At 37.5% G+C, this 10,591-nt stretch carries 15 protein-coding genes; 14 read left to right on the top strand and 1 reads right to left on the bottom strand.

What is annotated here, in order from left to right; all coding sequences use genetic code 11:
- The 12 genes from J7K05_02075 to rplT all read left to right on the top strand — a co-directional run.
- On the top strand, nt 1-379 hold a 379-nt coding region (locus tag J7K05_02075; protein ID MCD6194957.1), incomplete at its 5' end, for a hypothetical protein.
- A 341-nt stretch (nt 380-720) separates the two neighbouring features.
- Complete coding sequence (locus tag J7K05_02070) at nt 721-1,170, top strand: gamma-glutamylcyclotransferase (GenBank protein MCD6194956.1); 450 nt, start codon at nt 721-723, stop codon at nt 1,168-1,170.
- A gap of 144 nt (nt 1,171-1,314) precedes the next feature.
- The gene (locus tag J7K05_02065) at nt 1,315-1,935 is read left to right on the top strand and encodes a hypothetical protein (protein MCD6194955.1); all 621 of its coding nucleotides are present in this window, start codon (nt 1,315-1,317) and stop codon (nt 1,933-1,935) included.
- Nucleotides 1,936-1,993: 58 nt separating this feature from the next.
- Nucleotides 1,994-2,860, top strand: coding sequence for a hypothetical protein (locus tag J7K05_02060; protein MCD6194954.1), 867 nt, complete (start codon nt 1,994-1,996; stop codon nt 2,858-2,860).
- Between the two features lie 19 nt (nt 2,861-2,879).
- On the top strand, nt 2,880-3,161 hold the full coding sequence (locus J7K05_02055; protein MCD6194953.1) for a hypothetical protein: 282 nt from the start codon (nt 2,880-2,882) through the stop codon (nt 3,159-3,161).
- 73 nt (nt 3,162-3,234) lie between these two features.
- On the top strand, nt 3,235-4,185 hold the full coding sequence (miaA, locus tag J7K05_02050; GenBank protein MCD6194952.1) for a tRNA (adenosine(37)-N6)-dimethylallyltransferase MiaA: 951 nt from the start codon (nt 3,235-3,237) through the stop codon (nt 4,183-4,185).
- 42 nt (nt 4,186-4,227) lie between these two features.
- Nucleotides 4,228-5,733 carry a YifB family Mg chelatase-like AAA ATPase gene (locus J7K05_02045; GenBank protein ID MCD6194951.1) on the top strand — a complete coding sequence of 502 codons (1,506 nt, stop codon included), beginning with the start codon at nt 4,228-4,230 and terminating at the stop codon, nt 5,731-5,733.
- 74 nt (nt 5,734-5,807) lie between these two features.
- Nucleotides 5,808-6,236: a polymer-forming cytoskeletal protein gene (locus J7K05_02040; GenBank protein MCD6194950.1), complete on the top strand. Its 429-nt coding sequence runs from the start codon at nt 5,808-5,810 to the stop codon at nt 6,234-6,236.
- 80 nt (nt 6,237-6,316) lie between these two features.
- Nucleotides 6,317-7,117: a hypothetical protein gene (locus J7K05_02035; GenBank protein ID MCD6194949.1), complete on the top strand. Its 801-nt coding sequence runs from the start codon at nt 6,317-6,319 to the stop codon at nt 7,115-7,117.
- A complete protein-coding gene (gene infC, locus J7K05_02030; GenBank protein ID MCD6194948.1) occupies nt 7,118-7,609 on the top strand; it encodes a translation initiation factor IF-3 in 492 nt (163 codons plus the stop codon).
- 57 nt (nt 7,610-7,666) lie between these two features.
- On the top strand, nt 7,667-7,855 hold the full coding sequence (locus J7K05_02025; protein MCD6194947.1) for a 50S ribosomal protein L35: 189 nt from the start codon (nt 7,667-7,669) through the stop codon (nt 7,853-7,855).
- 2 nt (nt 7,856-7,857) lie between these two features.
- Nucleotides 7,858-8,208 (top strand): 50S ribosomal protein L20, encoded by a 351-nt coding sequence (rplT, locus tag J7K05_02020; GenBank protein ID MCD6194946.1) that lies wholly within the window; start codon nt 7,858-7,860, stop codon nt 8,206-8,208.
- Between the two features lie 243 nt (nt 8,209-8,451).
- Here the strand turns inward: rplT and J7K05_02015 are convergent, their stop codons facing one another.
- Nucleotides 8,452-9,261 carry a hypothetical protein gene (locus J7K05_02015; protein ID MCD6194945.1) on the bottom strand — a complete coding sequence of 270 codons (810 nt, stop codon included), beginning with the start codon at nt 9,259-9,261 and terminating at the stop codon, nt 8,452-8,454.
- An 84-nt stretch (nt 9,262-9,345) separates the two neighbouring features.
- Here J7K05_02015 and J7K05_02010 point away from each other — a divergent pair, with 84 nt between their 5' ends.
- Nucleotides 9,346-9,900: a dCMP deaminase family protein gene (locus J7K05_02010; GenBank protein MCD6194944.1), complete on the top strand. Its 555-nt coding sequence runs from the start codon at nt 9,346-9,348 to the stop codon at nt 9,898-9,900.
- Nucleotides 9,897-10,484, top strand: coding sequence for an AAA family ATPase (locus J7K05_02005; protein MCD6194943.1), 588 nt, complete (start codon nt 9,897-9,899; stop codon nt 10,482-10,484). The genes J7K05_02010 and J7K05_02005 overlap by 4 nt, the downstream gene beginning before the upstream one ends.
- Nucleotides 10,485-10,591 lie beyond the last annotated feature (107 nt).

Here is a 10,591-nt window from a genome sequence, read left to right as displayed (position 1 = left end):
ATTAGATAATAGCAAGTGTCCAATATTACTAGATCAACCAGAAGATGATCTTGATAATCGCTCTATTTATAATGATTTAGTAAAATTTATAAAGACCAAGAAAAAAGAAAGACAAATTATTATTGCTACACATAATCCAAATTTGGTTGTTGGGGCAGATTCAGAATGTGTTATTGTGGCAAATCAAGACGGAGATAAAGCAAGAAATAAAACTTATACATTTGAATATGTGCAAGGGGCTTTGGAGAATAGTTTTGTTGCTAAGGGGGAAAGCAAAGTATTGTATAAACAAGGAATTCGAGAACATGTTTGTGATATACTTGAAGGTGGAAAACAGGCATTTCAGAAACGCGAACAAAAGTATAGTTTTCGCTCCTAATTCATAAAATCCCCGCCGCCGCGCTCGCGAAGCGAGCGAATAAGCAAAAGGGCAAAAAGGAAGGGGGTCTGGGGGAAGGAATTTTTGCCCTTTTGCGAACTCCGCGCCGCAGGCGCGGTTGGGGTGGGAGCGTTTCCGCGTTTTTTCTATTTTGCTCAGCCATTTGGTCGGCTGGGCGGAAACGCTGGGTGGGATTCAATCCGCAAAATTTTCTGGATTTTATTCAAAAAAGTTCGATTTTTTTCGAACAGACACCGCCAAAGGGATGTTTTTTGGTCAAGTTTAATAAAGGCTACCCTAACAAGTTAGACAATTTGCTTATATAGTTAAGATGAAAAGATATGAAGTACTTTGCTTATGGTTCAAACATGAATCCCTGTCGTATGAAAAAAGAAAGAAGGATTGATTTCTCGAGACAGGAACATGCAACCTTGAGAGGATGGAAGTTAAAATTCAATAAAATTGCTTTTAGGAGTCCCGAAGAGGGATATGCAAATATAGAAAAGGATGAAGGGAGTAATGTCGAGGGTGTCCTTTATACAATTAAGGATGCAGATACAAAAAAGCTTGATAGATATGAAGGCTATCCAGATCATTACGATAGAAGAAAAGTGAAAGTAGAGTTGGATAGCGGAGAAGAGGTGAAGGCTGTAACCTATATTGCTAAACCCAACAAAGTGGAAGATGGACTAAAGCCAAGTAAGAGTTATCTTGATCACCTCTTAAAGGGATGCAATTTATTATCGAGAGAATATTGCAAAAGGTTGAAAAAGTGGAAAACTTTGGATTAGTCAAGAATGACACATTGCCTGATAAATAGATATATGAGATCTCTTTCGCTAATTTTTTCGAACAGGTACCGCATTTACAATTTTATTATTTTGCTGCTCATAGTGTTTTAAAAGATATGCAAAGAATGGTATAATAATTATAAGGTGACAACAGATCAGAGGCATCAAATAAAAAGAGACGATAAAGGTCGGGTAATAGTTTTTTGGACTCAAGAAAAATATGGTGGTAATAAACGTTGGGTAAAATGGGAAGTTTCTTATAGAGGAGAAAGTAGGGAGCCTCTAGTACTGACACGTAAAAATCGAGCTGTTACTGATGGTATGGAGGCAATTGAGGTTTTTGAATTTACAGGATCAGGCGTTTCTTTGCAATACCAAATTTTTGCTGAAGCTAAAAAAGGTGAAGGTGTTTTTGATTTATACGGGGGCACAACGTATTCAAGAGTGAAAACAGGGAGTGATGCCGGAAAATATTTAGTAGAAAAGTGGATAATAGAGCCTAAGAAAACAGAAGCTTATTTGTCTAAAGCAGAAGTCATCCAAGAAAATTGGCATTTGTTTAAACCGGGAAAAGTTACTTTGGAAAAGCTTAATAGCGAAGGAGATGAAGGTGATGAAGGTGATAACCCCAGTGTCCAAACTCATGAGCGTGAGCCAGCCAGCAGAAAAGAAAGAAGCAGACCGTCGTCTTGGGAAATACAAAAGCCTTTACCAGGTTTAGAGGATGAGAATGGGGATTATGGAGAGCGCTATAGAGCTAGATAAAAGATTTCTATAGAATAAATTTTTGTTAAAAATGTTATAATAAAAAATAAAAAATATTATGAAAAGCAGTAGGCAAAAGACATTTTTACAGACAAGACTTTTGTTTGGTTTGCTTGTTTTGGTTTTGGTAGGTATGGTCCCTTTTGTTTTAGAGGGGAAAAGTTGTTGTCAAGGTTCCTTAGAAAAAGCTGAAGCTTCAGACACAGCGGAACAGGAAAACTTGCAAACAAGGGAAAAGGAAAGAGAGCAAAATGCTCTGCAACAGACTCAGCAAGAAGAGGAGAGAAATCAAGACAGGCTTAGGGAGTATGTGCAAAATATGAATGAGTGGAAAGCAGAAGCAAGCAAGATAAGAGAAAAAAAAGCAGAGAGCAAAGATGAGGCAAGAAGAAAATTTCAAACCTTTTCTACCCAAGCACTTACTCACTCTTTAGGTGTTATCACTCGATTTCAAACTATTATTGAAAGAGCTCATAATTTTAGTACTCAAGAAAAAGCTGAAGCCTTGGCTCAGTTAGAGAACACCAAAGAAGATTTATTGGCTTTACAGTCCAAACTAAAAGAGGGCGAGTTAACTCCAAAAGAGTTGCGCTCTGTAGGGCAAAAGATTAGAGAAGCAACTCGCGTACTGCGGACTTTCTTGTATCAAAAACGACGGCAGATTTGGAAAGCTAAACTTGCTGAGGCTGTAGAGAGGGTGAGTTCTGCTATTTCGCGAGTAGAGAGTAAAGTTAGTCAGCTCGATGTGGATGTTTCTTCTTTAGAAACAATTCTCAAAGAGGCTAAAAGTTATTTGAGTCAAGCAGAAACCGCTCTTGAAAACAATGGTTTGGAGAAAGCCAAAGATCTGCTTAAAAAAGTTCGTCAAACAATGGGAGAATTTCGCAGCGCTTTAGAGGAAGTTTTAGAAAATAATGCCTCTTAACAAAAACTAATAAATAATTATGAAAATAAAAATAGTACGTCTTGTTGAAATTACTTTGGTGGCAATTGTTATTATTGGTGGTTTGGTTTTGGGCATTTGGTACTTGCGTAACAGAAACTATTCCCAAATTACTACCAAACAAGCTGAAGAAACTTCTGCCCAAGATGAAATTGTGGCAGATGTTAAGGGGGTAGAAGAGGAAATTGACGAGCTCGATTCTATAGAGAATGAACTTTTGGGAGAGGACTTAGAGGAAATCGAGAATGCACTTTCAGAGGAAAATCTTTCAGCAATTGAATAGATAAATTACCCAAAATTAGTTTCTCTTAAACAATATTTTTGATTTTCTTTTTTAAATATCAGAGAATTAAAATATGCAAAAATTAGTCGTTATTTTAGGGCCTACTGCTTCAGGCAAAACAAGCTTGGGTATTTTTTTAGCGCAAAAATTTAACGGAGAAATTATCTCTGCTGATTCTCGTCAGGTATATAAGGATTTAGATATTGGTACTGCCAAGGTAGAAAATACTAAACCCAAAAATAGAAACAGATTTCAAAGAGAAATGGGGTATTGTTTGGCTGAAGGGGTACCGCATTGGCTTATTGATGTTGCTGACATTAAAAAGGATCTTTTTTCTGCTGGTCAGTTTAGCAAAATGGCAGATAAGATAATTAAAGATATTAGCCGAAGAGGGAAAATCCCTTTTTTAGTTGGCGGCTCAATGCTTTATATTGACGCTGTCACAAGGGGCCTTAAATTTGCTCCACCTATTGACTCAAAAATTAGAAAAAAATTAAGCACTAAAAAACTGGTTGAGTTGCAAAATATGCTTAAAAAACTTGATAGTAAAGCTTACAAAGTCATAGATATAAATAATCCCCGTCGTTTAGAGCGCGCTCTTGAAGTTAAGCTTTCAACAGGCAAAAGCATTGTGGACTTTTGGAAAAAAAGAAAAAGGTTTAATACTTTGAAATTAGGTATTAAGATGCCGCGTAAATTGCTTTACCAACGTATTGATCTGAGGGTTGATGAGAGGATGCAGGAGGGGATGTTAGATGAAGTAAAGCAATTGCTGAAACAGGGAGTTCCTAAAGAAAAATTAATCTCTTTAGGCCTTGAATACCGCTATCTTACTCTTACTCTTTTAGGTGAAATGCCTCTTAAAGAGGCGGTAGCTCTTTTAAAGGGAGCGATTCACCGTTTTGCCCGCCGCCAATTAAGCTGGTGGCGCAGAGATAAAGAGATTATTTGGCTTAATTATTCTAATCTAGAACAAGAGGCAGAAAAACAATTAAGCTCTTTTCTTAAAAAACAGACTTTTTAGAGTTTATTATTTTGCTTTTTTGAAGTGGTATAATGTTTATAGATGAAGAAAATATTTTCTGCTTCTTTGGAAGGTTTAGGAGCAAGATTGGTAGAAGTAGAGGTCAATATTACGCGTGGTCTGCCCGGGTTTTCTATAGTGGGCTTGCCAGATAAATCAGTAGAGGAATCAAAAGAAAGAGTAAAATCAGCTCTTGTAAGTTCTGGTTTTAGTTTTCCTCAAAATAAAATAATAGTAAATTTAGCGCCCGCGGATATTAAAAAGGAAGGCTCTCACTATGATTTGCCTATAGCCTTAGCGATTTTAAAATCAGAAACAAAATTAGACACACCTGAAAAATCTTTTTTAATTGGTGAACTTTCTTTAGACGGCAGATTGCGTTCAATACGTGGAGTTTTAGCTTTTGCTATTTTAGCCAAAAGCAAGGGGTTTAAAGAGTTGTTTTTACCTGAAAGGAATGCTTGGGAAGCGAGTTTGATAAAGGGAATTAAAGTTTTCCCAGTGCGGACGCTTAAAGGATTAGTTAATCATTTTTTGGGTCGCAAAAAGATAAAGGCTTTTTCTGGCAGAATCAAACTTTCTCAAAAAAATTTTGCTGCTGTTGATTTTGCGCTTATCTCCGGACAGTTTACAGCTAAAAGGGGGCTTGAGATTGCTTCTGCTGGCGGGCACAATGTGTTGATGAGTGGCCCGCCGGGGGCAGGAAAAACTTTTTTAGCGCGGGCACTTCCCTCAATTTTGCCTGATTTAGATTTTGATCAAGCTTTAGAAGTGACGCAGATATATTCGGCTTCAGGTTTATTGCGGACAAAAGGTCTTATTGTGCGTCCGCCTTTTCGTTCACCTCATCATACTGCTTCAGAAGCAGCGGTTATTGGCGGAGGAAGAGAAGCTAAACCCGGAGAGGTGACTTTAGCTCATCGGGGGGTATTGTTTATGGATGAGTTGCCTGAGTTTAATCGTCGAGTGCTGGAGAGCTTGCGCCAGCCTTTAGAGGACAGATTCGTGGTAGTTTCAAGAGCTAAAGCAACTTACAGATACCCTGCTTCTTTTATTCTTTTAGCAGCAAAAAATCCTTGTCCTTGCGGGAATTTAGGCAATCCTTATAAGAGTTGTACTTGTTCAACCGCTGAAATTATGCGTTATCAAAGAAAAATCTCTGGTCCTCTTTTGGATCGTTTTGATATTTTTCTACAGCTCCCGCCTGTAAAAACCAAAGAGCTTTTAAAGGAGGCAAAAGGAGAGCTTTCGGTCAAAATTCGCAATCGCGTAAAAAAAGCGCGCTTAATTCAGAAAAAAAGATTTAGAAATTTTAATTTTTTTCTTAATAGCGAGATGGGTGCCAAGGAGATTAAGAAGTTTTGTATTCTCTCTGACGAAGCTAAGAAGTTTATGGCTAAAGCTATTCAACGCTTAGGTCTTTCAGCACGGGCTTTTCACCGTGTTTTAAAGGTTGCTCGCGCTATTGCTGATCTGGAAGGTAGTGAAAAAATTACCAATTCCTATCTTAGTGAGGCTTTGCAATACAGAAAACAGGATGATTTTTAAAAAATTGGGTTTTGATTTTTTTCTCTTGCCAACTTATTCTTTTTTATTTAAGCTAAGAGAAACTAAACTTAACAATGGAAGAAGAACGATCTCAACCAGCGTCAGAAACAATTGTTGGAGCTGATGTCAAAATTAAAGGCAATCTTAAAAGTCCTTCTAATATCCAGATTTTTGGTAAAGTTAATGGTCAAGTGAGTTCTGAGGCTGATGTTTTGATTGGCGAAGGGGCTTGTGTAGAAGGTGGTGTAAAAGGTCGCAAAATTACTATATCAGGCGAAGTTTTGGGCAATATACAGGCTTCAGAAAGTTTAGAAATTGCTTCTCAAGGCAAGCTGCAGGGGGATATAGAGGCTCCTGATTTAGTGATTCAGAGCGGGGCTAAATTTGTAGGCAAATGCGAGATGCCTGTAGAATCACAAGTATCTTCAAAAGAAGATAAAGAAGAGCTAGTAGGAAGAAAAGATGAAGCTTTGGAAGAGTTGGAAGAAACTATCCAAGAGTAGTGAGTAAGAAGTATAGAGTGATTAGAATTTTTATACTTTCTCCAATCTATTTGTCCGTTCTAAATTAATTGTTAAAACCTGTGTATTACTTTATTTTTGAACCAGCCCAAAACAGGAAAATAGAAAAAATAGAAGAAGAAATAAAAGCTCGGGCTTCTGAATTGCAGATTGATGGAGAGTTCGTTACTCTTTCTTTGGCTGAAAAACCAGAGAGTTTGGCAAAGATAGGTTTGCAAAAAGATTTTCATACTATTGTAGCTGTAGGTTCAGATACTTTAATAAATTCTGTGGCACAGGGTTTGATAAATCAGGAGGCAGTTTTAGGAGCAGTTCCGCTTGAAAACGAGAGCATTTTTCTGCCTTTAATAGGAGTAGAGGATTGGCGTGGGGCGCTTGAGGTTTTGCCGCAAAGAAAGATTCAGCTTTTGGACACGGTTTTTTTGAACCGTTGTCACCGTATTCTTACCCAGGTAGAGATTTTTCCCCCAACAAGTAAAGAAGGTATAATTGTTTTAGCTTTTGATGGTTTTTTTCGTGCTGAAGTAAGCGAGCGAAAGATTGTGGTTAGCAATTTAGGAGTTAATTTAACCAGCAAAGAAGAGATTCTTTCTTCAGCAACTGACGGCTATTTAGATGTTTTTATCCCCGGCAAAACTGAAGTGAAAAAGAAGTGGTGGCAGATATTTAATCGTCTTTCTTCGGAAGAAACTCAAGAAGGCAGCATTTTTCACCCCAAAATACTGGAGGTTAATTCGCGCCTAAAACTTAAAGCTTTAGTTAATAAAAAAGTGGTGGCTGTATCCCCTTTTCTTTTTGAAATTGAACCTAAAAGCCTTTCCTTTATTATTAAACGAACCAAGTTACAAACTAAAACTAAATAAATGGCTAAACGCTATTTTAAAAACGAAGAGATTAGAGCTAGTTATCTTTTAGTTGTTGATGAAACAGGCAAACGTTTAGGAGAGATGTCAAAAGAAAAGGCTTTGGACAAGGCGCGCGAGCAAGGAAAAGATTTGGTCCTTATTGCTTGGCAGGCTCGCCCCCCTATTGCCAAGATTATTGAGTATGGTAAATTTATTTATCAACAGCAAAAAAAGGAAAAGAAGAAACAAAAAAAACAAAAAGATCTTAAAGAGGTACGTATTTCTTTCAATATCAGCGATCACGATTTAGAGACTAAAAAAAGGCAAGTTAAGAAATTTTTGGCTAAAGGTCACCATGTGCGTTTAACTATGATGTTGCGTGGACGCGAGAATATCTTTAAAAAAGAAGCTTCTGAACGTCTTCAGGATGTTGTCCAAAGCATAAATGCCAAAATAGAGATGCCTGTGCGTATTCAAGGAAATGTGGTTCAGGTTCAGTTCTCTCCTTAGAGAGCAAAAAAGGGGGTTTGACTTTTATATTTCTTTAATTTATACTTTCTGCTTGTTATGCCTAAACAAAAAACCCTAAAATCTTTAGCTAAAAGATTGCGTCTGAAAAAGAAAAAAGTTTTGCGTTTGCATGGTTCGCAACGCCATCTTTTAGCAAAAAAATCTTCGCAAAATAGACGTTATCGAAAGGATAGAAGAGAAAAAATTCATTCAAGCGATTTGAAAAAAATTAAAAAACTAATTTAGTTATGCCGAGAGTTAAAGGCGGAGTTGCCACTCGCAAAAGACACAAAAAAGTAAAAAAAGCTGCCAAAGGTTTTATTCATAGTCGTCGGGCTTCGTACAGGCGTGCTAAAGAAGCCTTGCTTAAAGCTTGGAGCCAAAGTTTTGCTGGCAGAAAGCGCAAAAAGAGAGAAATGCGTCGGCTTTGGATTATGCGCATTAATGCTAAGGCAAAGGAGATGGGTTTAAACTATAGAGAAGTAATACATCTCTTAAAGAAGGACAAGATTGCTTTAGACAGAAAGATATTGGCTGAGCTGGCTTTTGATTATCCCCATGTATTTGAGGAAATAGTTAAATCAGTACAGAAAAAATAGCCTTCATTTCATTTTCAAAATACAAGAGAAAGGAGGTGGGTTCTTTGAGTGGAAATGGGGGGCGTTGCCCGCGGTGTGGGGGGCGCGTAGAGCGTCTCCCCCGACGGGTTAAAATCGCCCTCAACGGTAAGGAAGCGGGACCCAACCCGCTTCTTTACCGGTGTGATCGTTGCGGCGCGTTTTTGCGCCGCAACGAGATCTGAGGGCACCGGCCCCTGCGCCTACACGGCGCAGGGGCCATTCTTATTTCTCCTTTAATTTTCTTATTAAAGTGTATATTTTTTCTGCATTATTAAAAGGCAAAACAGCTTTCTTTTTTTCTTTTTTTATTTTTTCTGGTTGTGTCTCTTTTTTGGGATTAAAAGCTAAAATGTTTTCAGGTTTTAAAGGGATAGAGACAAGCTTGCTTTTCTCATGAAGAGAGTAGGGGGCCCTAATTGTGCCTCTGCGTTTTAGAATAAATTCATCAATTAAAATTGATCGCTTGTTTTTAGGATCATTAGCTGAACAAAAAGTAATGGGATCAGTTGGCTTAATAAAACGGTAAAAATAAAGGCGGTGTTTTGACCGCTGCAATCTTTCTTCAAGAGTGTTTTGTAAAAATTCAATTGTTCTCTGTTCAAATTTCCAAGGTCGTCGGCAAAGATGCTCCCCTGCTCTTAAAGGTTTTTTATAGCGCCAGAGAAAATGAAACCCGTTTGCGCCGGAAAACTTGACTAAAAACTTAATTTTTAATTCTTGCAAAATTTTAGCCATCTCAAAAGCGGCTATTTTTACTCCTTGGAAATCAACTGCTCGTCGATCGATATCCATTGCAAACCAAAGGTCTTTTTCCCCGTCTAAGTGGGGGAAATAGCTCCAGCCGTGCCAGCGCACCCAAAACATTAGGTCTTTGAGAGAGTTAATATAGATCCAGTGTTTTTTGTCAGCGGTGTGGCGGCGGTAAATAATTTGTTGGCCAAATATCTGCCTAATACCTATGCGTCTCCCCTTTAAAAAAGGCAGTATCAAAGGGGAGATTTTATCATAGTAATCAATTACCCATTCAGTCATCAAAGACTATTATAGTCAAAAATAAGGTTTTTTAAAACCAAAGATTGCCAAAGAAAATTTTATGTACTATTTTAAAAATAATTTATGCCTCAGCGCATTTCTAAAGATGAATACTATATAAATATTGCCAAAGAAGTGGCAAGGCGTTCTACCTGTTTCCGGGCTCGTCATGGAGCGATTATTGTTAAAGATGATCAGATTATTGCCACTGGTTATGTGGGTGCTCCCAGAAAAATAAAGGATTGTTTTGAAAGGGGGAACTGTTTGCGTAACGAATTAGGCATTCCTCATGGTCAACGCTATGAGCTTTGTCGTTCAGTGCATGCTGAGCAAAACGCTATAATTAATGCTGCTCGGGCCGGAGTGAGTATTTTGGGTGGCAGAATGTATCTTTATTCCGCCCGCCTAAATAAGAAGTTTAGAGAAACACCTATAGATTCTTTCCCTTGTTTTATTTGTAAAAAAATGATTATTAACGCTGGCTTAAAAGAGCTTTACGCCCATCAGGCTAATGGAAAGATCAAAAAGTACAAAATAAAAGATTGGGTAGCTGAATGGCAAAAAAAGGATTTGCTTGATGATATGGAACAGTATGGTTTGGGGGTGAAGAAAGAGGATTTCTTAAAAAAGAAAAAATGAAAAAAACAATCATTGCTTTGGTTGGGCCCATTGCCAGCGGAAAAGGCACAGTAGCCAAATACTTAGAAAATAAGTATGGAGTTAAAATATTCCGCTTCTCCCAGGTTTTGCGGGACATTCTGCAGCGGATTTATGTTAAAGAAAGCCGGGAAAACTTACAGAAACTTTCAGCTCTTTTGCGCCAGAATTTTGGTAATGATTTTTTATCTTATGTAGTTAGCCAAGATGTAAAAAAGTGTAGGTCAAAAGCAGTTGTTGTTGACGGTGTGAGACGCTTAGATGACTTAAAGAATTTTGATAAAAAAACTAATTTAAAAATTGTCTTTATTCAGGCTCCAGCCAAATTGCGTTTCCAAAGATTGATTCAGCGGGCTGAAAATTTTGGCGATCAGACTAAAGGTTTTCGGGATTTTTTAAAAGATGAAAAGCAAGAGGCAGAGAAAGAGATCGCTTTATTAAAGGAGAGAGCAGATTTTCTGATTAAAAATAATGATTCTCTTAAGTTTCTTTATTCCCAAATAGAGGCAATGGTTAGAGAATTTTTTCCTGATTTTGTTCAGAAACAAAAGAGAGTTTCTTCTTAAATTTTCTGATTCTTTTTGTTTTAGGGTAAAAAAACAGGGATTAGTTTTGATTCTGTTTTATCCTTGACCAGTGTCTTCTCCTCATTTATAATGGAGCAATTATATAT

Source organism: bacterium (assembly GCA_021157605.1).
Lineage (GTDB): Bacteria > Patescibacteriota > UBA1384 > JAGGWG01 > JAGGWG01 > JAGGWG01.
The sequence above is the reverse complement of the archived record's forward strand: the minus strand, read 5'-3'. Positions and strand labels throughout refer to the sequence as shown.

Excerpts from the sequence above, each read along its gene's own strand:
- infC (MCD6194948.1), top strand. The coding sequence starts at position 7,118 with ATGGCTAAACGCTATTTTAAAAACGAAGAGATTAGAGCTAGTTATCTT.
- J7K05_02025 (MCD6194947.1), top strand. The coding sequence starts at position 7,667 with ATGCCTAAACAAAAAACCCTAAAATCTTTAGCTAAAAGATTGCGTCTG.
- J7K05_02015 (MCD6194945.1), bottom strand. The coding sequence starts at position 9,261 with ATGACTGAATGGGTAATTGATTACTATGATAAAATCTCCCCTTTGATA.
- miaA (MCD6194952.1), top strand. The coding sequence starts at position 3,235 with ATGCAAAAATTAGTCGTTATTTTAGGGCCTACTGCTTCAGGCAAAACA.
- J7K05_02005 (MCD6194943.1), top strand. The coding sequence starts at position 9,897 with ATGAAAAAAACAATCATTGCTTTGGTTGGGCCCATTGCCAGCGGAAAA.
- rplT (MCD6194946.1), top strand. The coding sequence starts at position 7,858 with ATGCCGAGAGTTAAAGGCGGAGTTGCCACTCGCAAAAGACACAAAAAA.
- J7K05_02045 (MCD6194951.1), top strand. The coding sequence starts at position 4,228 with ATGAAGAAAATATTTTCTGCTTCTTTGGAAGGTTTAGGAGCAAGATTG.
- J7K05_02070 (MCD6194956.1), top strand. The coding sequence starts at position 721 with ATGAAGTACTTTGCTTATGGTTCAAACATGAATCCCTGTCGTATGAAA.
- J7K05_02060 (MCD6194954.1), top strand. The coding sequence starts at position 1,994 with ATGAAAAGCAGTAGGCAAAAGACATTTTTACAGACAAGACTTTTGTTT.
- J7K05_02010 (MCD6194944.1), top strand. The coding sequence starts at position 9,346 with ATGCCTCAGCGCATTTCTAAAGATGAATACTATATAAATATTGCCAAA.
- J7K05_02055 (MCD6194953.1), top strand. The coding sequence starts at position 2,880 with ATGAAAATAAAAATAGTACGTCTTGTTGAAATTACTTTGGTGGCAATT.
- J7K05_02040 (MCD6194950.1), top strand. The coding sequence starts at position 5,808 with ATGGAAGAAGAACGATCTCAACCAGCGTCAGAAACAATTGTTGGAGCT.